This window comes from Gardnerella sp. DNF01151, assembly GCF_049244235.1.
GTDB classification, from domain to species: Bacteria; Actinomycetota; Actinomycetes; order Actinomycetales; family Bifidobacteriaceae; genus Bifidobacterium; species Bifidobacterium swidsinskii.
The window spans coordinates 291,441-315,566 of record NZ_CP058389.1; the positions used below are offsets into that span (position 1 = coordinate 291,441).

At 43.4% G+C, this 24,126-nt stretch carries 20 protein-coding genes; 18 read left to right on the plus strand and 2 right to left on the minus strand.

The genetic code is table 11. The annotated features are described in order from the left end of the window. Window positions 1-246: 246 nt before the first annotated feature. From HXT37_RS01255 to HXT37_RS01340, 18 genes are all read left to right on the plus strand, one after another. Window positions 247-1,110, plus strand: a complete 864-nt coding sequence (locus tag HXT37_RS01255; RefSeq protein WP_076002605.1) for an aldo/keto reductase — start codon at window positions 247-249, stop codon at window positions 1,108-1,110. Between the two features lie 14 nt (window positions 1,111-1,124). Continuing rightward, window positions 1,125-2,090 (plus strand): polyphenol oxidase family protein, encoded by a 966-nt coding sequence (locus HXT37_RS01260; RefSeq protein WP_116431943.1) that lies wholly within the window; start codon window positions 1,125-1,127, stop codon window positions 2,088-2,090. 176 nt (window positions 2,091-2,266) lie between these two features. Beyond that, complete coding sequence (locus HXT37_RS01265) at window positions 2,267-3,691, plus strand: cell division protein (RefSeq protein WP_033888563.1); 1,425 nt, start codon at window positions 2,267-2,269, stop codon at window positions 3,689-3,691. 111 nt (window positions 3,692-3,802) lie between these two features. Then, window positions 3,803-5,137 carry a C1 family peptidase gene (locus tag HXT37_RS01270; RefSeq protein WP_103013784.1) on the plus strand — a complete coding sequence of 445 codons (1,335 nt, stop codon included), beginning with the start codon at window positions 3,803-3,805 and terminating at the stop codon, window positions 5,135-5,137. Window positions 5,138-5,408: 271 nt separating this feature from the next. After that, window positions 5,409-6,590 (plus strand): 3-deoxy-7-phosphoheptulonate synthase, encoded by a 1,182-nt coding sequence (locus tag HXT37_RS01275; RefSeq protein ID WP_064621722.1) that lies wholly within the window; start codon window positions 5,409-5,411, stop codon window positions 6,588-6,590. A gap of 113 nt (window positions 6,591-6,703) precedes the next feature. Beyond that, window positions 6,704-7,210, plus strand: coding sequence for a hypothetical protein (locus HXT37_RS01280; RefSeq protein ID WP_102703336.1), 507 nt, complete (start codon window positions 6,704-6,706; stop codon window positions 7,208-7,210). Next, entirely contained in the window at window positions 7,203-7,913 is a 711-nt protein-coding gene (mtnN, locus tag HXT37_RS01285; RefSeq protein ID WP_012913804.1) for a 5'-methylthioadenosine/S-adenosylhomocysteine nucleosidase, read from the plus strand. The genes HXT37_RS01280 and mtnN overlap by 8 nt, the downstream gene beginning before the upstream one ends. A 206-nt stretch (window positions 7,914-8,119) precedes the next feature. After that, complete coding sequence (pstS, locus tag HXT37_RS01290) at window positions 8,120-9,346, plus strand: phosphate ABC transporter substrate-binding protein PstS (RefSeq protein ID WP_102703337.1); 1,227 nt, start codon at window positions 8,120-8,122, stop codon at window positions 9,344-9,346. 106 nt (window positions 9,347-9,452) lie between these two features. Further along, on the plus strand, window positions 9,453-10,400 hold the full coding sequence (pstC, locus tag HXT37_RS01295; RefSeq protein ID WP_100066732.1) for a phosphate ABC transporter permease subunit PstC: 948 nt from the start codon (window positions 9,453-9,455) through the stop codon (window positions 10,398-10,400). Then, window positions 10,401-11,438, plus strand: a complete 1,038-nt coding sequence (gene pstA, locus HXT37_RS01300) for a phosphate ABC transporter permease PstA (RefSeq protein WP_004109758.1) — start codon at window positions 10,401-10,403, stop codon at window positions 11,436-11,438. Between the two features lie 88 nt (window positions 11,439-11,526). Then, window positions 11,527-12,306: a phosphate ABC transporter ATP-binding protein PstB gene (gene pstB / locus HXT37_RS01305; protein ID WP_004109757.1), complete on the plus strand. Its 780-nt coding sequence runs from the start codon at window positions 11,527-11,529 to the stop codon at window positions 12,304-12,306. Between the two features lie 253 nt (window positions 12,307-12,559). After that, on the plus strand, window positions 12,560-13,954 hold the full coding sequence (locus HXT37_RS01310; protein WP_421779605.1) for an NCS2 family permease: 1,395 nt from the start codon (window positions 12,560-12,562) through the stop codon (window positions 13,952-13,954). Window positions 13,955-14,344: 390 nt separating this feature from the next. Beyond that, complete coding sequence (rplJ, locus tag HXT37_RS01315; RefSeq protein ID WP_004109752.1) at window positions 14,345-14,866, plus strand: 50S ribosomal protein L10; 522 nt, start codon at window positions 14,345-14,347, stop codon at window positions 14,864-14,866. A gap of 97 nt (window positions 14,867-14,963) precedes the next feature. Next, the gene (rplL, locus tag HXT37_RS01320; protein ID WP_004105575.1) at window positions 14,964-15,344 is read left to right on the plus strand and encodes a 50S ribosomal protein L7/L12; all 381 of its coding nucleotides are present in this window, start codon (window positions 14,964-14,966) and stop codon (window positions 15,342-15,344) included. An 869-nt stretch (window positions 15,345-16,213) separates the two neighbouring features. Next, entirely contained in the window at window positions 16,214-16,822 is a 609-nt protein-coding gene (locus HXT37_RS01325; RefSeq protein ID WP_421779607.1) for a peptidase, read from the plus strand. Between the two features lie 553 nt (window positions 16,823-17,375). Next, entirely contained in the window at window positions 17,376-18,725 is a 1,350-nt protein-coding gene (locus HXT37_RS01330; protein ID WP_421779609.1) for an FHA domain-containing protein, read from the plus strand. 17 nt (window positions 18,726-18,742) lie between these two features. Next, on the plus strand, window positions 18,743-22,501 hold the full coding sequence (locus tag HXT37_RS01335) for a helicase (protein ID WP_410310958.1): 3,759 nt from the start codon (window positions 18,743-18,745) through the stop codon (window positions 22,499-22,501). Then, the gene (locus HXT37_RS01340) at window positions 22,498-22,701 is read left to right on the plus strand and encodes a hypothetical protein (protein ID WP_004109746.1); all 204 of its coding nucleotides are present in this window, start codon (window positions 22,498-22,500) and stop codon (window positions 22,699-22,701) included. The genes HXT37_RS01335 and HXT37_RS01340 overlap by 4 nt, the downstream gene beginning before the upstream one ends. Before the next feature lie 131 nt (window positions 22,702-22,832). On the opposite strand, the gene HXT37_RS01345 is transcribed toward HXT37_RS01340, so the two are convergent. Further along, window positions 22,833-23,612, minus strand: coding sequence for a hypothetical protein (locus tag HXT37_RS01345; protein WP_033888631.1), 780 nt, complete (start codon window positions 23,610-23,612; stop codon window positions 22,833-22,835). Window positions 23,613-23,724: 112 nt separating this feature from the next. Further along, the gene (locus HXT37_RS01350; RefSeq protein ID WP_004574103.1) at window positions 23,725-23,901 is read right to left on the minus strand and encodes an FmdB family zinc ribbon protein; all 177 of its coding nucleotides are present in this window, start codon (window positions 23,899-23,901) and stop codon (window positions 23,725-23,727) included. Window positions 23,902-24,126 lie beyond the last annotated feature (225 nt).

Here is a 24,126-nt window from a genome sequence, read left to right on the forward strand (position 1 = left end):
TTGCGCAAATAGTATTAAAGCAAAATTATTGCTAGATACTAAATAAAAATAAATATTCGTAGAAATGCCTTCAAGCTGCGTTTGCGTTTGGAGGCATTTCTTTTAGATAGCTATTTAAATGTTTTATGCAATCTGTGCAATAAAATAAAATATAAAAAGTAGTAAAATATTGTGACTGCGTAAAGTAGCGTAATGCAATAATAAATACTTACGAAAAATATAAAACTTACAAAATAGGGGTGAAATATGGTTATGCATCGCGCATTAGGTTCGTTTGATACAACCGCTATTGGTTTTGGCGAAATGCCATTGACAATAGAAAACAATCTTGGTCACGATATGGGAATTGAAACAATTCACGCAGCTCTTGATGCAGGTTGTACGCATATTGACACAGCTTGGGCATATTACTGCTCTGGTGGTGAAGAACAAACTGGCGAAAAGCTTGTTCGTGAGGCTTTAGAAAGCTGGAAAGGCGACAAATCTTCTATTTTGGTTGCTACTAAAGTCGGTCACTTCCGTAACTTTACTGACGGGCGACCAACGTGGGGTAAGGATGGTAAGCCAGAGCATTTGATTGCGCATGCCAAAGAGTCTGCAATGGCTCTAGGCGTTGACACTATTGACTTGCTTTACTTCCACAGGCCAGATCCAGAAGTTCCATACAATGAGTCTATTGAAGCAATGCAAGAGTTGCTTGATGAAGGTGTGGCTCGAGAAATCGGTATTTCTAACGCTTCTGTGGAGCAAATCGATATTGCGCGCAACATTTTAGGAGAAAAGCTAGTAGCAGTACAAAATCAATATTCTCCAGTTCATTTAGAGAATGAAGATACGTTGCAATATTGCGAAAAGCTTGGAATTGCTTTTGTTTGCTGGAGTCCATTAGGTGGATTCCGTCATCCTTATGACGAGCATCTTTTCGATCCATTCCGCAAAGTTGCTGAAGATCATAACGTAAGTTATCAGCAAGTAGTTTTGGCTTGGGAGCTCGCTAAAGGCGATCACATATTTGTCATTCCTGGAGCTCACAGACCAGCTACAATTTTAGATAGTTTGAAAGCTTCTGATTTGCAATTAAGCAATGAAGAATTGGCTTATTTAGGCTGAAAGAAAACAATAAAATGCAAGAAACAAGCGTAACTGGTATGCCATTGCCGCACGAAGATGAGGACGGTACGCCAATTCCTGTAACCATTCCAGTGCCGTTAGGGTCTCGCACTCATGCAGTTTTTACTACTAGATTGGGTGGAATTTCTGAAGGCTTATTTGCTTCACTTAATTTAGGCGGACGCGCAGGAGATAGTGAGGAGGCTGTAGCAAGCAATCGCGCAGCTTTACAAAAAGCTTTGCAAGCTGACTTGTCGCTTGTTGCTCAAGTTCATAGCAGAGAAGTATTTGACGCAGATAGTGTAGTAGATTCATGGAATACTTCTTACGGCTTTGATGCAACAGGTTTTGCGGATTCGCAATTGAGAATTGAAGCAGATGCGCAAGTTTCAACTGCGTGCTCGCTTGCATTAGGAATGTTTGCTGCAGATTGTTTGCCAGTTTTACTTGCGGACGACGAAGCTGGAGTAATCGCTGCAGCGCATTGTGGACGAAAAGGATTGATGGCTGGAGTGCTTGATGCTGTCATCGAAGCAATGTGCGAAAAGGGAGCTGAGCGTTCTCGTATAGAAGCAGTGCTCGGTCCGTGTATTTGTGGAGATTGCTACGAAGTTGGTGAGAGTATTGCGCGCGATTTTGAAAAACGTTATCCGCAAACTGTAACAAAAACGCGTTTCGGTGGAATTGGTATTGATATTGCTGAAGCTGCACGCATTGATTTAGCGCTCGCAGGAGTTGCGAATATTGTTGACGCTTTGCCAAGAGTTACTGCAGCTACGCAATATTTGCAGGAAGATGAGGAATTGCGCGCGATTTGCGAAGTAGATGGGGAAGGCGAGTCTTTGCCGGAACGTTTGCAAAATTTGCAAAACCCAATGTGCACTTTGGAAAATCCGCTATGGTATTCTCATCGACGTGCTAGTTTAGCTGGAAAATCGCATGAAGGTAGACTTCTTGCTTTAGTAATTCGCGACAAATAATCGCATATGCTATATAAACATTACTGTATTTGAGCTAGGTAGTAAGTGCAGTTGTGTGAGCTTAGCAAAAACGTGCGCAACACACGAGTGTTTTTTGCTTGTAAGTGATAGCGTTGATTCTGATGGTGTAGCACAGCGTTTTGTGCAGCTGTGTGGGGGCTTGTGAAAGGAATATTATGGTGGCTGATTTATTTCCAACCGCGTTGCGTGGGTACGATAAAGACAAGGTAAATGAAGCATTTGCAAACTATGAGCGTACTATTTCTCGTCTGCGTGAACAAGTGCGTTCAAGCGATGAATCAATTTTGCAATTACAAGCGCAATTGCAAGAAGAAAAAAATAATGTAAAACGTGCAAAAAGCGGAAATACTTTTGCATCCTTAGGTGCAAATGCGCAACAATTGCTGGCATCTGCAGAGCAGACTAGTTCTCAATTGCTTGAGCGCGCTAAGCAAGATGCTGCATCAATTAAAAAGAATGCACAAGCACAAGCTGGAACTTTGCTGAACAATGCAAAACTGGATGCTGCACATTTAATGCAAGAAGCACAAACTAAAGCAGACACAATGCTTTCCAATGCCACGCAAAAGTCGACACAACTTATGCAAGCTGCACAAGAAGATTCTGCACGTTTGCGCGATACTACTGCTAAAGATGTGCAAGCTCAAAAAGACGCTGCAGAATTAGCTTTACAAAACACTCAAGAAGAACATACGAAGCGCATGGCTTCTGAGCGCGCTCAGCAAGAAAGCAGCATTTCGCAACTTAAGTCGGAAGCTGCGCAAAAAATTGCTGAGCAGCGTGCGGCTGCAAACGAAGAGATTGCACGTGCTAAAGCTGAAACAAACGATCAGATTGAATCTGCTCTTGCAGAAGCAAATAAAAAGCTTGCTGATATGCGCGAACACGCTTCGAAGATGATGGCTGACGCACAGCGCAAAGCTGGCGAAATTACGGATGCTGCTGCTGCTAAAGCTCAAGAAATTGCAGATGATGCTCAAGTTGAACGCACGCGTACGTTAAGCCAAGTTAGTGCAGAAGTTGAGCAGATTCGAGCAGATATTGCTGCTCAACAGGAGGAAGCTACAAAGAAAGTCAATGCCTTGCTTTCTGGTTTGAAAGAGAAAGAAAGAGCAGCTCAGGAAGAAGCAGATGCTTTGGTTGCTCGCGCAAAAACTGTTCATCAAGAAGCTGACGAATATGCAGCGCAAACGCATCAGGCTGCGGATAGTCAGGCTGCTGATATTGTGCGCAAAGCTATGCAGGAAGCAACTGCTCAGGTTGAAGAGCGTAGAGCTGCAGCGCAGCAAGAGCTTGATGGCATGACGACTCGATTAACCCAATTGCAGCATCGTGAGGCAACTATTACGCAGCGCGTTACGGAATTGCGTTCGCTGTTTGCGAATGCTTTCTCTGGATTTGATTTTGGGGATGCTCAACAAAACCAACAAGTTGCGCAAGCTTCTGACGATAATGAGGATTCGTCGGATGCTCAATCTTCTGCAGATGCGAAGCAGGCTCAGCGAGATGTTCAAGCTGCGTTGGCTGAATCTGAAGAAGCTAACGAGTCTCAAGAAGACCAAGACACAGATAATCAATAAAGAAAATATTGTAAAATTTGTAGATTGGCTTAAACATCGTACGCTAGAATGTGCTGGTATTTGAATAAATATTTGAAATAAATATTGATAATTAACAGGAAAGGTAGCATTGTGACTGAAATCACTGCTCTAACTGATGAAAAATTACAAGGTTTGCGTGAGGATTTTGACGCAAATCCTTTAAACCGTTTAGCTATGAATGGTGTGACTGCTGCTGGTATTGATAAAGTCGCGCGTAATTATGATCGTGCGCGCTTATTGCAGCGTCGTTTTTCTACCATTGTTGATAACGGAGATGCAACACATCAGGATCGTTCTGGCCGTTGCTGGCTGTTTAGTTCGTTGAACGTGGCTCGTTTCATTGCGAAGAAATCCCTTGGATTGAAGGAATTTGAGTTTTCTCAAAACTATGCGATGTACTACGACAAGCTTGAGCGAATTAACTACTTCTTGAAGGATGTTGCTGCTTTGGTGCGTGCAGGTGAGCCTTCAGATTCTCGTTTGATTCAGCATTTGTTGCATGACGTTATGGGCGATGGCGGCCAGTGGACCATGGCTATGAATGTTTACAAGAAGTATGGTGCTGTTCCTAAGGATTTGTTCCCAGAAACTGCTTCTTCTAAGAATACTGGTGCTATGAATACGCAGTTGCGTGCGCTTTTGCATACTGCTGTTGCTCATATGTATGCGAATGCCACTGAAATTGATGCGATTATTGCGGATGCTACTGCTGCAGGTCACAGGATTTTGACAATTCACTTGGGTGAGCCACCTAAGAGCTTCGATTGGGAGTGGACTGATAGCGACGGCAAGTTCCATCGCGATGGTGAGATTACGCCAGTTGAGTTTTGGAAGAAGTACGTGAATGCTGGTCTTGAGGATTATGTGTGCTTGGTTGACGATCCTCGAGCTGAACATCCTAAGGGCAAGAAGATTGCTATTGAGCATTTGGGTAATGTTGCTGGCGGAGACGCAACCGAATATTTGAACGTGCCAAACCAGTTTATGAAGGATTGCGTGCGTAAGATTTTGGTTGAGAAGGGCATTCCAGTGTGGTTTGGTGCCGATTGCCATCCTATGATGGATCGCGAGAATGGCGCTTGGGCTACTGATTTGTTCGAGTATGGTCGCGTTTATGGCGTTGATTTTGATTTGGATAAGGAAGCGCGTGTGCGTTTTGCTGATTCTGCGATGAATCACGCTATGGCTTTTGCTGGTGTGGATGTTGCTGATGATGGTACGACTACTCGCCGTTGGCGCGTAGAGAACTCTTGGGGCACTGATATTGCAGATAAGGGTTACTTTACGATGAGTGACGACTGGTTTACCGAGTATGTGTACGAAGTTGCAGTGCCGAAGAATCTGCTTCCGGAAGAATATCGCAAAGCCCTAGAAGAACCAGCAATCGTATTACCGGCGTGGGATCCAATGGGCGCTTTGGCTTAGCTTAAGCGCATTGGGCGCTTAAGCTACTCCAAAGCGCCGCGCTCACTATTGCGAAAAGCACAGTGTGCTTTTCGCGTGAGCTCGGCGGTGCTTGCATCTTTATTCAAGATGCAAGCACCGACCACATCAAATGTGGTTGTGCTTTCAACGCAAGCTCGGCGGTGCACGCATCTTTATTTCAAGATGCGTACACCGACCCCACCAAGTTAGGTTGATTCTCTCCTCGCACCCACCGATCGCACCAAGCACAGTTTTTATAGGATGGTGACAAATGGCTTCTACAGCTGAGCAGCGTACTTCTCGCGCGGTAAAGAAGGAAGTTGAGGAGGGGCGTAACCCTCTTAATTCCGCGAAGTTTCAGCGCTGGGAAGACCAGGTTGGTGTGGATCGCATAATAAACCGCCGCGTGCTTGAGCTGGAGCCTTTGCCAACTCCTGCTCAGGTGCTTGGTGAGTTGCCATTGTCGCCGTATGCGCAGGATATTGTTGCTGAGTCGCGCGATGAGATTCGTAGCTGTTTGAATGGCGAAGATGATCGCTTGTTGGTTATTGTTGGCCCGTGTTCTGTGCATGATCCTAAGGCTGCTCTTGATTATGCGAGTCGTTTAGCTAAGTTGCGTTCGGAGCTTGAAGATGAGCTTCTTATTGTTATGCGCGTGTATTTTGAAAAGCCGCGCACAGCTCTTGGCTGGAAGGGTTTGATTAACGACCCGGATATTGACGGAACGCATGATATTCATAAGGGTTTGTTGCTTGCGCGTAAGACTTTGCTCGGCGTGTTGGATGCTGGTTTGGCTGCTGCTACTGAATTTTTGGAGCCGACCAGCCCTCAGTTTATTGCGGATGCTGTGAGCTGGGGTGCGATTGGTGCGCGTAATACTGAGTCTCAGATTCATCGTCAGCTTGCTAGTGGTCTTTCTATGCCGGTTGGTTTTAAGAATGCTACGGATGGTTCTGTTTCTGCGGCTGTAAATGGCTGCTTAGCTGCGAGCCAGCATCATACGTTCTTTGGTATTGATCATCTTGGTCGCGCTTGTGCTGTGCAGACTCTTGGCAACCCTGATTGTCACGTGGTTTTGCGCGGATCTAGTAAGGGGCCGAATTATGATGCTGCGTCGGTTGCTTCTGCTGTGGCTTCAATTCGTTTGCGTTTGGGTACTGGTTGCATGGCTTCGCATGGTGTTGTTGTGGATTGCTCGCATGGTAATTCTGGCAAGGATGAGCGTCGCCAGATTGAGGTTGTGCGTGAGATTGCGGATCGTTTGGCTGCGGGTGAGCAGGGTATTAAGGGCGTGATGATGGAGAGCTTCTTACAGGGTGGTAATCAGGATCCTGCTCCTCTTAGCGAACTTGAATATGGGAAGTCTATTACGGATCGTTGTATTTCTTGGGAAGATACTGCCAATTTGCTAAGAATTTTAGATAAATCTGTAGCAACTCGCCGTAGAGCTTAGAGCTTAGAGATTGTAGTAAGATAATCTCAATTAATTTCTACTTGGCTTATGTTCCTTACTGTATTTGCCGCCTATTTTTGCATTATATTTTGCGTACAAGGGAGTGTGTTGAAATGTATAACGAAGACTTGAATAAAGCGAATAATGGGAATAATGCGAATAAAGGTTTTATGTGTAAAGCACTACCGGTGGTGCGTTATATATTGTTAGCTTTGATTGCAACTGGTGTTATTTTGTTGGCTTTTGCATGGTATCGTGGCACGCATAGTGCTGGTTATACGCTTGTTACGTTTTCTGCATTGTGGTTTAGCGTTTTTATGCCGTTTGTAACTGGAATTGCTTTGCTTGTTTTTGCTAACGGATGGCGTCGCATTGTTGGCACTTTAGTTTGTGTATTGCTTATAGCCGGATTTTTCGCTTTTCTTGCCCTGCAGAATCAAATTATTGCGTTTTTCAATGTTCCTGTTGTGAATCCTTGGTTTGATTTTACGTGCGGAGCATTGCTGAAAATTGCGACTTTGACTTTTGTTATTATGACTTTAGTATGCGTGTTTTTGGTTAAGAATAACGATAAATGCGTAAGTAGCGAAGTAAAAAAGGATGATTCTGCTAATGCCTAGTACTGAGAAAATTACGAAAGTCGCTGTTGTTGGTGCTTTAGAGGAAGAAGTTGCGCATATTGCCAGTGCGCTTGAAAACGTGACTCACGATCACTCTGCAAGTCTTGATGTATCTTGCGGCACTCTTGACTCGGCGAATGGCAGTAAAATCGAAGTCGCGGCTACTGTTGGCGGAATGGGTCTGGTTAATGCTGCTGCAACTGTGCAATATCTTATTGACGCATATAACCCTCAAGTCGTAATTTTTTCTGGTATTGCAGGAAATCTTAATAAAAATTTGCATACGAACGATGTTGTTCTTGGAAAAACTGTAAAATATCTCGATACCGATATGCGCTTAATCGGTCAATGGAAGCCATTTGCAAGCGAATTTAATTCGGATGATTATCTTCTTAAAGTAGCTAGTAAAGTGCTTACCGATATGAAAATCACGCATATCGCTGGCACTATTGCATCCGGCGGATATTTTGTTGATTCGCCAGAAAAAGTAGCGGAGGTAATTGCAGCTACTCAAGCGGATGCTGTGGAAATGGAAGGCGCAGCAGTCTTGCATGTGGCTGCTCGTAACGACGTTCCTGCACTTGTTGTGCGCGCAATGAGCGATAATGCGGATACAAAATACGAGGATTTTCACACTTTTGATATTTCCGAGTATGCGGACACTGCTGCAAAAATTACGGTAAATATTCTTCGCAATTTGTAGCATTTCGACACGCTGATGTGGTCGCCGACCTTCATTTTGCTTAAGTCGCGTTAAATATAGCACCAAATACCGCCATTTTTGGTACCCACTTTATTTTTGCCGGTGAGGTTTTACCCACCTGTTTACGATGGTTGCGTTAATAAAAAAAGATAGGGATTAATTAAGAAAATGCGCCCAATTCGCAATACGGCTATAGGAACGCGAAAATGTGGTGGGGCGCAAGGCAATTCTTCGCGAAAGGAAAGAAGAATATGCGTAACGATATGAATAAGTCAAATATGAATAAATTTAATACGACTAAAAGCGCACTTAAGTTCCGCAGTATTGCTGCGGCGGCGCTAACTTTCGGCTTGTGTGCAACCTGCGCTGCTTGCGGAGACAATGTTCCTGCTGATAATTCCAATGCGTCAGGTTCGCAAAACACTAAGATCTCCGGCAATTTCCAAGGCTCGGGTGCTTCTTCCCAGCAGGTTGCAATGGAAGCGTGGATTGCAGGATTCCAATCTAAAAATTCGGGTGCAAAAATTGCTTACAATCCTACTGGTTCTGGTGCTGGCGTTACCACTTTTATGACTGGTGCCACGGCTTGGGCTGGTTCAGACAAAGCGTTGAGTAACGACGAAGTTGAAAAGTCTAAGTCGGTTTGTGCTCATGGAACTACGGCTTTCGATGTGCCCGTGTATGTTTCACCAATTGCGATTATTTTCAACCTTAAAGGTGTTTCGGATGCTGGCAAGCATATTAATTTGGACGCTTCGACGATTGCTAAAATTTTCGACGGAAAAATTACGCGCTGGAATGATGACGATATCAAGAAGCAGAATCCTAAGCTAAAGCTTCCAGACACCCCGATTACTGTTGTTCACCGCTCCGATAAGTCCGGTACAACGCAGAATTTCTTAAGCTATGTGAAAGACGCTGCTCCGGACGATTGGAAATATGATCTTTCTGAAAACTGGCCGAATAGTGTCGGTCAAGGTGCAAAGGGCACTTCGGGCGTTGTATCTACTATTCGCATGGCAAATGGTGCGATTGGTTACGCTGATTTTTCACAGGTCGGTAAGCTCGGTACTGTTGCAGTGAAGGTGGGGGATACTTACAATGAGATTTCTCCGGAAGCTGCTTCTAAAACTTTAGCTGATTCTGAAATTGACGCAGACGCTTCTGCAAAATATCCTAATCGCGTTGTTATGAAAATTAATCACAATACGCAATCTAAGGGTGCTTATCCAATTGTGTTAGTTTCTTACGATATTGCTTGCCCGGTTTATAAAGATGCTGGAACTGCTCGATTTGTGAAGTCTTGGCTTAGCTACGTAACTAGCGCGGAAGGGCAGAATGCTGCTTCTTCTGCTGCTGGAACGGCTCCACTTCCACAAAATTTGGTAAGCAAAATTAACGCATCGATTAAGTCTGTTAAAACAGGAAAGTAAAAACTTTACAAACTGATATTATGAACGTATCGGTTATAAAGGAGAATGATTGAGTTCTACGAAAAATGCGAAAGCAGTTGCGAATAGTGCAAACGAAACTGCTCAAATTTCTGAGAGCAATAGCAAAAATTATGTTGGCACTCATCTTGCAGACCGTCTTTTTAAAGGCGTGGCTGCAGGCTGTGGCATGCTAATTTTGCTTGTTCTTACAGCAGTTGCAGTATTTCTGCTGTTTCGTGCTTTGCCGTTATTAAGTGGAAATCACAATCAAGTAAGTCATGTGTTTGCTGATTTTACTGGTGGTAAAGCGCATGATTTTATAAGCTATGTGGCTCCGCTTATTTTTGGCACAGTGCTTATGTCTGCGCTCGCGCTGCTGTTCGCATTTTTTGTGGCAATTGGTATTGCTCTGTTTATTTCGTATTATGCGCCTAAAAAAATTGTTCCGCTTTTGAGTGGAGTAATTGATTTGCTTGCTGCGATTCCGTCCGTAATCTATGGTTTGTGGGGCGGATTGGTTTTGGTTCCAGCTATGTATCCTTTCTGGGATTGGGTTTCTAAACTTTTTGGCTGGATTCCGCTATTTTCTGGTCCGGCGGCTAATCCTTCTCGTTCTGCTGCTACGGTTGCATTAGTTTTGGCTGTGATGATTTTGCCGATTATTACTTCTATGGCTCGCGATATTTTCCAGCAGGCTCCTCGCTTGCAGCAGGAAGGTGCGCTTGCGCTCGGCGCTACGAAGTGGGAGATGATTAAGTTAGCTGTTTTGCCGTTTGCAAAGTCTGGTATTGTGTCGGCTTCTATGCTTGGGCTGGGCCGTGCTTTGGGTGAAACGATGGCAGTTTTGATGATTTTGTCTCCTGGATTTACTTTTGGTATCAATATTTTCAAGGCTTCTCAAAATCAAACTATTGCCGCAAATATTGCAGCACAGTATCCGGAAGCGAACGGACTTGGCGTAAGTGCGCTTATTGCAACCGGCTTAGTTTTGTTCGTTATTTCTTTTGCAGTCAACTTTATTGCTCGCAAAATTACCGGAAAGGCGGGCGCATAAATGGAGCATCAAATTAATAAATCTAACGAAGGTGCTGAAGTCTTCGCAGAAAATTGCGTAGAAAATCGCGCAGAAAATTCTGCAGCTCCGGTTATTGACTTCAACAAATTCCGCCCAACTCGCTCACACATAGCTGCGCGCAAACGTAAAGACATGCTTATGCGCGTGCTGATTTTCTTGTCTTTTGTTGTGGCACTTATTCCGCTTATTTCTTTGCTTTTAACAACCATTATCAATGGTATTAAGCGTTTAAATTTTGATTTTCTCACTCATAACATGACTTACGTTGTGGGCGGAAATGCTACTGGAACTGGCGGTTACGGCGGAATTTTGCACGCGATTATTGGAACTCTTGAAATAACGCTAGGAGCTATGGTTATTTCAATTCCGATTGGTTTAATGTGTGCTGTTTATTTGGTTGAGTATGCTCGCGGAAACAAAATTTCGCGCATAATTAATCTGCTTGTTGACGTTATGAGTGGTATTCCGTCTATTGTTGCTGGATTGTTTGCATTTTCTATGTTTGCTCTTCTTGCTGGTCCTGGCACAATCAATGGTTTTGAAGGATCTGTGGCTCTTTCACTTCTTATGATTCCAACAGTTGTGAAGTCTTCTCAAGAAATGCTAAAAATCGTGCCTAACGATTTGCGCGAGGCGTCTCTTGCTTTGGGAGTTACTCAGCAGCGCACAATTACAAAAATCGTTTTGCGCACTGCTCTTCCGGGAATTGTGTCTGGCTGTATTCTTGCGGTTGCGCGCGTTATTGGCGAAACTGCGCCACTTCTTATGGCTTCAGGCTTTATTGCTTCCACGAATCTCAATTTATTTGATGGGCAAATGACGACTTTGCCGGTGTACGTTTACCAAGAATATTCCAAACTTTCTGCGAATTGTCCAGCTAATGCGCCGGCTTCTTGTGTAACGTCAATTCCGATGGAGCGCTCGTGGGCTGCAGCTTTAACGCTTATTGTGTTGGTGTTGTTGCTAAATATTTTGGGGCGAGTTGTGGCTCGAGTGTTTTCTGTAAAGACGAAATAAAGCGAAGTAAATCTTAAATAAAGTGAGTTAAAGCAAAGCAAAATAAAACAAAGCAAAGCGAATTAAATTTTTAGAAAGTGAGCATAAAATGGGTCAGCGAATTGATGTGAAGCACTTAAATATTTACTATGGTGATTTTCTTGCTGTAGAAGATGTAAATATTAATATTGAGCCAAATAAAGTGACGGCTTTTATCGGACCTTCCGGATGCGGAAAATCAACAGTTTTGCGCACTTTAGACCGCATGCACGAAATCACTCCTGGCGCGCGAGTAGAAGGTCAAGTGCTTCTTGAAGGCCGCGATTTATACGGTAAAGACGTGGATCCTGTGGCTGTCCGCCGCGATGTTGGCATGGTTTTCCAGCGTCCAAATCCTTTCCCAACAATGTCTATTCGAGAAAACGTGCTCGCTGGAGTTCGTTTGAATAATCGCAAAATTGCTAAGAGTGATGCTGACGATTTAGTTGAGTGGGCTTTACGAGGCGCGAACTTGTGGAATGAAGTTAAGGATCGCTTAGATAAGCCGGGTATTGGTCTTTCTGGCGGTCAGCAGCAGCGACTTTGCATTGCTAGGGCTGTGGCTGTGCATCCGCAAGTTTTACTTATGGATGAGCCTTGCTCAGCTCTTGACCCTATTTCTACATTGGCTGTAGAAGATTTGATTAATGAGCTTAAGCGTGACTACACGATTGTGATTGTGACTCACAACATGCAGCAGGCTGCGCGTGTTGCGGATTACACGGCATTCTTTAATTTGAAAGCTGTAGGTCAGCCGGGGCATTTGGAATACTTTGCAGACACAACTACTATGTTCAACAATCCGCGCAATGCTGAAGCTGAGCGTTATATTTCCGGTCGTTTTGGCTGAGTTGTTATATACTTCTTTGATTTCGGTGTATTTCCTTGGTCAGCACGTGCGCGTAAGGTCAGAGCTGTTCGGTTGTTCAAAGGTTTCGCAATTTTCATAATTTTATGTGAGATTTTGTGATGCCTTCGTTCATTCGACGAGTCGCAGTAACCTCTGCGTGAATGCCCAAATGTAATTGCGTACGCGATTGCTCAAGTGCTTTCGCCGCGCTTTTCTGGTCTTTTGCGCTTGTAAACCAAGGAACAGAGAGTATATGGAAAAGTTCTTCCATCTCAAAGAAAACGGCACGAATGTATCAACGGAGATCACTGCAGGTCTCACTACATTCTTCGCAATGTCGTATATTATCGTCGTAAATCCAATGATTTTAAGCCAAACTGGCATGCCTAAAGGTGGCGTTTTCCTCGCTACAATCATCGCAGCAATCATTGGTACCCTTGTTATGGGCTTGTTTGCTAACGTACCTTACGCACAGGCTGCTGGCATGGGTCTTAACGCATTCTTTACTTACACAGTTTGCTTCGGCCTGCATTTTACTTGGCAAGAGGCCATGTGCATGGTGTTCTTGTGCGGTTTAATTAACATTATTATTACCGTTACCAAGATTCGTAAAATGATTATTCGTGCCATCCCGACTTCACTTCAACAAGCAATCGGCGGTGGCATTGGTTTATTTGTGGCCTATGTGGGCATGATGAGTGTTGGCTTGATTACTTTTACTTCCAAGGATCCTGCCGCCGCTGCAAAGAGTAAACCAACTGCTGCTATTCCAGGTCTTGCTGTTATGAATAACCCTGTGCTTTGGTTATTCCTTATTGGACTTCTTTTTGCTATTGTTCTTACAGTTCTTAAAGTTCGCGCAAGCTTGCTTATTACAATTATTGCAACTTCTTTAATTGGTATTCCTTTGGGATTGACTTCTTTGAACAATGCAGTGTCTATTACTGACGCTTTTGCTCAGCTTCCAACTACTTTCGGTGCTATTTTTAGCGATAAGGGTTTTGCATCTTTGTTTGCTGATCCTGCTCGTTTGCCGCTTGTGTTGGTAACTATTTTCGCATTCTCAATGTCGGATACTTTTGACACTCTCGGCACCTTTATTGGTACTGGCCGTCGTACAGGTATCTTCTCTGAGGCTGACGAAAAGGCTCTTGAAAACGGCTCCGGATTTAGCTCCAAGATGGATCGTGCATTGTTTGCTGATTCTATTGCTACTTCTGTTGGCGCAATTTGCGGTACTTCTAACACCACTACTTATGTAGAATCTGCTGCTGGTATTGGTGCCGGTGGTCGCACTGGTTTGACTTCCGTAGTTGTATCTATTTGCTTCGCGCTTTCTATTGTTCTTGCGCCTTTTGCTTCTGCAGTTCCTGCTGCAGCAACTGCAGGCGTGCTTGTTGTTGTTGGTTGCATGATGGCAAGCTCCTTGAAGGAAATTGCTTGGGACGATATTTCCGAAGCAATTCCTGCATTCTTTGCTGCCGTATTTATGGCGTTCTCTTACTCCATTTCTTACGGCATCGCTGCAGGCTTCATCATGTACTGCTTAGTTATGACTTGCAAGAAGCGTGCTAAGGAAGTTCATCCAATGCTTTGGATTGTTTCCTTGCTGTTCTTGCTTGATTTCGTTGCTAATGCAGTGCTGTAAAATGTGCATTTAATGTAAGGCGCATTTTGCAAGTAGTGAACTTGTGAAACATAAAATATAAAAGTAAAAATTAAAAAATTCGAGGGTATGTAAATTACATGCCCTCTTTTTTATTTCTATAGTATTTCGCTTGACATTGTCCTAACGGCGTATTAGACTTACCCAACGTAAACCACAGACCGTTGGCGGAATTAAAAATTCCTGAAATTGATGTGTCAGGCCAGCACAGGTTGAGCGATGATTTATAGCGAATTTCGTTATGAGTCGAAAATTTAAGCACATTTTAGTGTTTCTTATGTTGCTCTGCCAGTGCGCAGGGCTTTTTTTATTGCCCTGTTTATTACGCTTGATGCATTTCTTTCACCTACGGCCAATTTAGGAAGGAACGCCATGAAGAGGCCCGAAAAGGAAGCGGTAGTTGCCGAGCTTACGAAACTTTTCCGTAATGCAGACGCTATCTACCTCACCGAGTACCGCGGGCTTACCGTTCCGCAGATTTCTACTCTGCGCGAAAAGCTAGGCCGCGATACTTCCTACTCTGTGGCTAAGAACACGCTTGCTCGTATTGCTGCTAAGGAAGCGGGCATTGAAGGTCTCGACGAGCTTCTCGCCGGTCCAACTGCAGTCACCTTCGTTAAGGGTGATTTCATTGAGGCTGCTAAGACCTTGCGTGATTTTGCCAAAGAGAATAAAGCCCTCGTCATTAAGGGCGGTTTCGCAGATGGAACCGTTTACGATGCCGAAGGTGCAAAGCAGCTCGCCGACTTGAAGTCGCGCCCACAGTTGCTTTCCGAAATGGCCGGCGCGCTCAAGGGCACCATGTCCAAGGCCGCTTACCTGTTCAACGCATTGCCAACCAAGGCAGTTCGTACAATCGACGCTTTGCGTGAGAAGCAGGAAAAGGCCGCTTGATTCCCTTGCAGCTTGCTGCATGAGACCAACTAAATATAAAAATGTTATGGTCGTAAGGCATAAGGTATGCCCGGCCAAGTAAGAAAGGAAGCCAATTATGGCTAAGCTCACTAACGAAGAGCTTCTTGAAGCTTTCGGTGAAATGACCCTCGTTGAGCTCTCTGAGTTCGTCAAGGCATTCGAAGATAAGTTTGATGTCGAAGCTGCTGCTCCTGTAGCCGCTGTTGCCGCTGCTCCAGCTGCTGCTGGTGCTGCTGAGGAAGAGAAGGACGAGTTTGACGTCGTTCTCACCGCTGCTGGCGATAAGAAGATTGCAGTCATCAAGGCTGTGCGTGCTTTGACCAGCCTCGGCTTGGCTGAAGCTAAGGCTCTCGTGGATGGCGCTCCAAAGGCTGTTCTCGAGAAGGCTAAGAAGGAAGACGCTGAGAAGGCTAAGGCTGCCCTCGAAGAGGCTGGCGCTTCCGTTGAACTTAAGTAGTTCTAACTTTTTGTTGCTTTGCGCGTAACGCAGTTTTATGCGTGCGTGCATAGTGAAAATTAGGCGGTAGGATTATTCCTGCCGCCTTTTTTGTTGCACCTTTGCTGCTAGAGAAAAATATGTACAAATTGTAGTTTTTGTACATTCAATGTACAAAAAATCATACATTCAATGTACAAAAACTACGTTTTCCGGTCAAAAAATTATGCAGTGGGCGGATAATTTATGGGCAATACCGTTAAGCGCACTATGGGATCGTGAAGCGTTTGAGTAACGATTTCGAAGCTTCATTTTGTTAAGTTGACGATTTTAGCTTAACTTTTCAAAACCCAATTTGAGTATGTTGGATAGCCTAGTATGTAGGCGCACTGGCGCGATAATCCGACCAAAATTTTACGGTGTTGTAAAGGAACTGCCGTTTTTGTCGGTTTTGCGATCTTTTCTCTACGCGCGTGTAAAGTTTCTGCCGCGTGCGACACGCGAGAAGCAGGTTGTTGGCGTGTCGCACAAGAGTGGCTATATTGCAACGGTTTTGCGGCTGGTTGGGGGAGTATTCAAGAGTTTCCTGAGAGTTTTCTGGGAAAAATCTTTAAAAACCTTGAAATTGACATTTTTACGAAAAATAATGCGTAATACTGTATTTTTTACTTTTAAAAATAGTTTGACTGAAATATTTTCATAAAAATATGAATGTTTTTTATTAATGAGTTGTGTGTCTGCTCTTGACTTTTTCGAATGGGGGGGGGGGTATGTTAATAGCAAACGTCGGTCAATCCTAGTTTGACAGGCGTGTGTGGCTCCGGTTGGGGTTACACAGCAAATTTTTCTTCGTGTACCTAGCATGAAGGAGAAGAAGAAAGGAAAATATTATGTTGAATAAGAAGGCTATCGCCGCATTCGCTGCTGGCGCAACTTTGCTTTCCGGTCTCGCTTTCGCGGCTCCAGCTTTCGCTGAGGGTACCGGTGATCAGACTACTCCAAAGGCTGATCAGACTACTCCAAAGGCTGATCAGGGTAAGAAGGATGATCAGGGTAAGAAGGATGATCAGGGTAAGAAGGATGATCAGGGTAAGAAGGATGATCAGGGTAAGAAGGATGATAATTGGCTCTATAAGACTGAAGACGCTGGAGAGCTTGATGCTCGTTTGGCTAAGGAGAAGGCTGATAAGGAAGCTAAGGCTAAGGCTGAGGATGAGAAAGATAAGTATGAGCATACTCCATATGGCAATATGGACACGGATTACAAGAAGTGTGTGAAGCTTTACGGTGAAGATTCTCTCGAGTGCAAAGCTGTCGCTGACTACCTCAAGCGTCATGATCAGAAGGTTGATGACAAGGCTAACGACAAGAAGTCTGATAAGAAGTCTGATAAGAAGGCTGCTCCATTGGCTAAGACCGGTGCTGCTGTAGCTTTGGCTGCTGTTGCTGCTTCTGTGCTTGCTGGCATGGGTGCTGCTCTTCGCAAGATCCGTCACTAAGCTGAAATCTGATTCAGCGATGAATCATTTGGGCTTTAGCTTATTGGTTGATTGTTGAGTCGGTTTTTCTGTGAATTACTTAGTCTAGTGTGCTGAAAGGTGCGCTAGACTAAGTGCTTTTGTAAAAAATTTTGTGCTCTGCACGCTGTGTAGATCTTTTAGTTTTATACAGCAATTAATTGGTTTGCGTTTGCTTGTTGATATGGTTTGCCAAATTTCCTTTTTTACTATTGATTCAGGCTTCGTTAACCGATTAATGCTGAGCACTTTGCGTTGTTGCTTTCCGCTAGGGACGGTTGGTAATATCGCAAGTTTCGAGGCTCGGAAGTTTCTTCCGAGCCTTTTGTTATTTCCATTTGCATAAAGATTTTAAAAATTATTGCAAATAAAATTCTTTGCAAAAGTTCTAGTAAAATTCCTTATAAATTTTCTTGTAAAATCTTCAAATATGAATATGTGATATTTTTATGCTTAAAATCAACAAATACTAGCGCAATATACACAAAGCATGACACAATAGTAAGTAGTGTGTTTTTTGAAGGGAGCAGATCACGTGAGTGAGCGACAAACCGTGCAGCGCTGGATGATTACAGTTGGTGGTGTCGAGCAGGCACGTGTGGGTGCAGGTCAGTCTGTAGAGATTGGTCGAAAGCCTATACGCCCGTTGCGTGAAGATGGTTTCGCGCGCGTCGACATAGTGGATAATAAACGTTCTATGTCAAAGAGGCATGCGCTGCTAATTGTAGACATGCGAGGCGTGGCAACAATACGAGATTTGCATTCAACTAACGGTACATATTTAGTCAGCGCAAATGGTGATTTGCTGCGTCTAGAGCCTGATGTTGATTTTCAGCTTCCAGATAACTTAATGCGCATGCAATTCGGTGATGTTCCTGTTGATTTTGTGCGTGTAGAAGAAGAATCTGCTGAAGTTGAAAAAGATAACGCAGTGCGTAATCTGTTCTCTTATGCTACAGATGAATCGCATGATGAGCCTGCAGCTTCAGATTTATCAGTAGATCAAATTCTTGATTTGCGCGCTGGTGAGCCAACAGGTGTTTTCCATGCTCAATCAGTTTCGCATCCTGGATTGTCTTGGAAACAAGGCATGCAGAATCATACTCAGCTCAATGATGATTCGCAAACAGATGTTGCTCCAATCAATCATGATGTAACTTTGCCTGTTATGCGAGAACAGCAGGAGGCTCCTGTAGAGCCGCGTAATTTATTTGCAGATGCGCAAGCGATTCAGCAAGAAAGTTCAACTAAAGAAGAACCTTCGCAACAAGATTCTGTGATTTCTTCGGTTTCTGCAGTTGATCAAGCTGATTCAGTTGCTCAGGTTTCTCCGGTTGCTCAAGCTTCTCCGGTTACGCCAGTTAATCCGGAAACAAATGTATTGCAAAACGAAAGTTCTCAAGAATTTCTAGTATCTCCATTAAATTCAACTGAAACTTTTGCTGAAAATATTGCCAATACTTCAGCTTTTAATAGTGCAAATACAGGTTCTAATAATCTCGATATTAACAGTTTTGGCTCTACGAATCTCGGTACTACAAATCTCGACTCTAATAATCTCGATATTAACAATTCTGATGCGGAGTACACACCTGCATTTGAGCCAGGCTCCGTATTTGAAAAAGTATCAAAAGGCGAATTTGACTCTCAAGAAAATGTAGTGGAAGCCGGCGGATTTACGTCAAAAGAAGCTGAAGAAAGTAGTGATTTTTCAAAGCAATTTGAGATGGCGCAATATTCGCAGTTGCTTCCGTTTTTGGCTGCAAACACTGGGTTATATGATGACTTATACGCGTGGCTCGCAGCTCAAGGTAATTCTGAAGTAGATGCTGCACTAGCTAGAAACAGCGGTTATAGTGCATATCGCAAAGCTATTGAACAGTAAGCAAGTAGGGTGGGAATATGAGTGATACAAACAACGTGGAGCAGGATTCGGCAGAGCAAGTTTTTACTGATACAGTAGTTGAAAATACTACGTCAGAAGATGATTCTTTAGAAAAATCTGGCTCTAACAATACCAACAGCGCTCGTACTAACGCTTTACAACATATAGTTGGGTGGAAGCAGCAATATCAGGCTCAGCTATCTCCTTCTCCACTAGAAGATATAACGCAACTTGCTGCACAATTAGAGTTGACGCATGCTCATCCTTCCGGAATTGCGCAACTTTTTGCAAGCGGAAAAGTAACATTAAAATCTTTATTCCGAGACGCTGGAATGTTGCGAGCTGCTGGGCGAAGGCTAGATCGAGTTTTTGAAGATAGAGACGCAAAAGCACATGAAAGTGGCGTTTCCGAACTTTCTTTAATAGTTGGTGTTGCATCGTGGAATGGCAACCATGTGCCTGTTCTTACGTATCCTGTGAAAGTTGTTCGTGACACTAATCAAGATGAGACCTCCGCCACTATTTATTTCTCTGGAAGTGTTGGGCTGAACAATTCGCTTGTGTCGCGTTTAAGTGAGCGTGGTGTTCAACTTAGGGAAGATGTTTTATTCGACGGATCTCAATATGAAAGTGGAACGCCAGAAACTTCTGTAGTGTTTGATGCTATTTGTAAGCAAGCTCGCTCAGCTTTTACAGATTTTGATATTGAGCGCGATATTATACTTGGCTGCTTTACAGATGCTGGTTCGCGTTTTGTAGCAGAAAGTGAACAAATTATTAATGCTTTGCAATCTGGCAATGTTGGAAATGCGATGATTGACGCTATGGCTGGCGATGATCGAGCTATTCATAAGCTTCAGTCTGCAAATAAGCTAGAATATAGTCCTTTCGACGCAGATCCTCATAGCGAATGCGAAGTTGGTGAAGTAGATAACGTTGTGCGTTATGCAGCGGAGCTTGTTGCTTCTGGAAATTCTCTGTTCGTGGATATTGATTCGGGCTCAGATTCAGCTGCGATTGCTGCTGCGATTGCTTCTCGTTCTGTGATTGCAGGACATTCTGTGTTGTATGTGCCTAATGTTGTTGAGCAGCAGAGGCGTTTCCGTTACACGTTGAATACGCATGAAATTTCCTCATTAGCATTAGACGTTGCGGATGGTCATATTGCTAAGCATGTCGATGCGCAGTTGATTGCAGCAGTTGGTGCTAGACATAGTATTGCGACTTCACGATTTGAGCAGGTTGCAGATGAGTTGGTTGGAGTGCGTTCTCGCCTTACTCGTTATTTAGGCGATCTGCATGGTATCAACGAAACTTGGGGAGTATCTGCATATCAAACAATCCAGAATCTTGCAGCAATTGCAATGTTTCCAACCCATCCGTCTACGCATGTGCGTTTAGATGTTTCTGCAGCGCACGCCATGACCGGTCATATTGAAGAGTGGTCGAAAAAATTCCACCAAGCCGATGAGCTTGGAGAGTTTAGGATAAATCCTGAAGATACTCCTTGGTTTGGCGCGTCGATATTTGACGAAAATGAAGCTATATCTGTATATCAGCGTGTTGTAGACGTGCTTCTTAAGCTTCTTCCAGCAACTCGAGAACAAGTTAAAAGCACTGTGCAAAGCTGTGGTTTCCCTGTGCCAACAACAGCTCGTGAGTGGAGTCGTCAAGTTACAGTTCTCAAAAATTTGCGACGTGTACTTGACGTATTCCAGCCTGAAATTTTTGAGCGCGATTTAGATGCAATGATTGAAGCGAGTAAGCCGAAAGTTCAGCGTAAAGCCGAAGGCACAATTATGGGCTTCTGGGAACGTAGACATCATGTTCGAGAAGCGCGCAGCTTGCTAAGAGTTGGAGCTAAAGTCGATGATTTGCATGAGGCATTAAAGATTGTTGCGCAGCAAGCAGCTCAGTGGCGTACTTTCGTGCCTCACGGCGGATGGCCTGTTTTGCCGCCAAAATTGGATGATATTGTAAATACTCAAGAATTATTAGCAAGGCATTTAGTTGCTCTTGATGCAGTGTTAGCAACAACTCTTAAGGGCGCAGATCTTGAAAATATTGAATTTGCGCAGCTTGAAGCTCGTTTGCAAGATTTGCATGACGACAGAGCATCTCTAGATACTCTCCCTGGTCGTTGCAATTTGGAGCGTGAGTTCAGCAAAGCGGGCTTATCTGATTTAGTTAGCGATTTGCGTCGTCGCAACGTTACAGGTAATGCAATTGACGGTGAGTTGCAATTGGCTTGGTGGACTACTGTTTTTGAAGATATCGTTAATTCTTCTGCAATTATTTCTCACCAAGATGGCTCCGCAATGCAAGATGTCTCTGATCGATTCGTGCAAGTTGATACAGAACATGTGCGTTCAATCGGTCCAATGGTTCAGCAAGAAGCTATGAGGCATTTGTGCGATTTATTGTTCTCGCACACGCAAGAAGCTAATCAGTTACATACTATGCTTGCAGGAAACCGTTCTGGAATTACTTTTAATAAATTATTGCGCAATTATGCGGAACTTGTGTTGGCTGCGAAACCAATACTTGTAGCTATGCCATCTACTCTTACTATGATGACTCCGTTGAGACCTATTGCAGATACTGTAATAATTGATTCAGCATCTCATATATCAAATATTGAGTTGCTATCTATTTTGTCTCGTGCTCGTCAAGTAGTAGTTTTAGCGCATAAGCAAACAGTAAGTTCTGAAAGTTTGCGTTCGCTTATTTCATTACTACCATCTGTAACAGTAGTTTCTAGAGCAACAAGGCGCTCGCTTCGTTTAGCGCGATTCTTGGAAGAACATGGTTACGGAAAGTTGCGTCATGACGTTCCTGTTGAACGTTTGCAAGGTAAAGTTCGTTTGCATCAAATTGAAGCAACTGGAGTTCCAGTAATGTCTTCTGGGCTTATTGAAAGCAGCCAGCGTGAAATTGATGAAGTAGTTGAGCTTATTCGTCAGCGTGCGAATACGTTTACGGTTGTTCCTTCAAGCTATGTGCTTGTCGTAGTTACGTTGACAAACGTGTTCCGCAGTCGTTTAGGAGCAGAGTTGAAGTCTTTGTCTATTAAAGACGAGAACATGGCTAGATTCTTGCGACATGTGAGACTTTTGGGTGTTAATGAAGCTTCTGGAGCAATAGCAACAGATGTAATTATGTCGCTTTGCTATGCAAAAACATCTCATGGCAGACTTCTTCAGCAGTTTGGATTGCTTGAAGAAGAAGGTGGAAGCAGTATGCTTCTTGACGCTTTGGCTCTAGCTCGTCGTCATCTAGATATTGTTAGTGCATTTACATCTAAAGATATGGAAGATGAGCGTTTGCACCAAGATGGTCCAAAGCTTTTGAAGAACCTTTTGCAATGGGCTGAGAAGTTAAGTGATAAGCCGCTTCGTCCAGAAGATGCCAACGATGTTGAAGCGCAAATTGCTGCAGAAGCTGCACAAAGAAATGTGCTATTTACTGATTTAGCTGAGCGTATTCGCTCGCGTGGATTAAAAGTTGCAGTCAACTATGGCTTCGATAATGGCGTTAGAATTCCTCTAGTAGTTGGACTTGCGGACAAGTCATTTGCTGTTGCTGTGCTTACGGATGATGCGCAATTTATGAGCGTGCAATCAACTCGTGAACGTCATCGCATGATTATTCAGGATTTGGAATCCTTGGGCTGGTCAGTTATGACAGTGTGGAGCGTTGGAGCTTTTGTCAATCCTGAAAAAGAGGTTGACCGTGTTGTTTCTCGTCTCGGGGAATTGTATGGTGACAACGAATGAGTAAATACGATCCCAATAGAAGATCTCCCCGCAGGTCAGTTAGGGTTGTTCGTGAAGGCTCGGAGCTTTTTGATGCAGATGGCGTTAAACTCGAGCCTTCTGACGAGCTTACTTTGCAACAGCGTAATCAAGACGACGATAATCGTATTTTAAGCGAATTGCCGCCTCACTGGGCGGTGTTTTCCGAGCGTATTAGTTGAGCTTGAAATACGCGAGAAGTAGCAGAATGATTTATTCTTGTTGCTGCTTGTTGCTGACTGGTCATTATCGCTAATTGCTAATAATTACCGCTGATTTCTACTAATCGTGTACGTATTCCATGACGGCAATCTCATTGTGACAATTTCATGGCAACAATTGCCAAAGAGGGGTTTGCAGACTGAGCTTGTAATAATCGCAACGCATCTGCAGCAGGCATAGCAAGAGTGGTAGTATTTTGCTGATTTTGTGAAACTTGGGTGCTTTGAGTTATTTGCATTACCGTAACATTATGAACTACGCTAACATAGCGTTCGTCAATTTCTGCAATATTGTTTTCTTCAATATCCTGGTTTTTGTTTTTATCGTTATTTTCTATAGTGCTGCTTTTAGATTTTTCGTTGTTGTGACTTTCTGCATTTTTAGAGTTAGAAATTTCTTCATCTTGTACCGGCTTGCTAAAAGCTAGATCAATTTTTTCGCCAGGAAGCAGTGTGTGATCTGCACTAGCTAAATGAATGGTAATAGAAGTAAATCCTTCTGGAATGCGCGGAATTTTACTCAATAGTGTTTGCAAAATTGGCATGCCTTTACGTATTTCGCATGTTGCAATAATAGAAGCATTCGCGCTTATATTATTAGATAGCGCTTGATTAAATACTTTATGTTTAGGCACTCGAACGTATGCAATATCGTTTACGCTAACGCGTGAACCTTGCTGAATATTGTGTTTAGCTACTGCTATAACTTGAGTTTCTTGTGAGTCAATAATAGTTGACACAACGAGTAAAGCCATCATTCCAGCACATAGCACAATAATGATTTTCCGCACGAAAGCGCGTTGCCTCCGCTGCAATAACGCACTATTTTTTGCGTTATTTTGAGATTTAAATAAAGAAAAATTTATGCTCATACCTGCATTTTGAAATATAAAAAATGCAAGAGCAAGAAAAATTGCGCGCTGTGGATAAAACCTATTAGCGCGCAATATTTAAACAATAATTAATATTTATAATTTTACAAAATCATTTATCGGTTCGATAAAAGCCTTTGCCTTTAAAGTTGATTGGAGGAGCAGAGTACACTTTGTGCACTGCATCTTTTCCGCACTGAGGGCAAATGGTAATAGGGTCATCTGAAAATGATTGATGTTCTGAAAAATCGTATCCGCATTGCTTGCAACGATAATGATAAGTAGGCAAAAGTCCCTCCGAAGTTACACGAGCACATAAGTAGCAGCTTACTGTTCCTTCACATATCCTAGTACATACTATGACAGTTATTATAGGTGTTAAATTTGCTTAGTGAATGATTGCGGCACAGCATATTGTGTGATGTCGCGCGCAATAATCCCACATTTTGGCGACACGCCGAAATGTTTATGTTGCTACACATCCTATGACTTCTTTATATTAATACTTATGGGT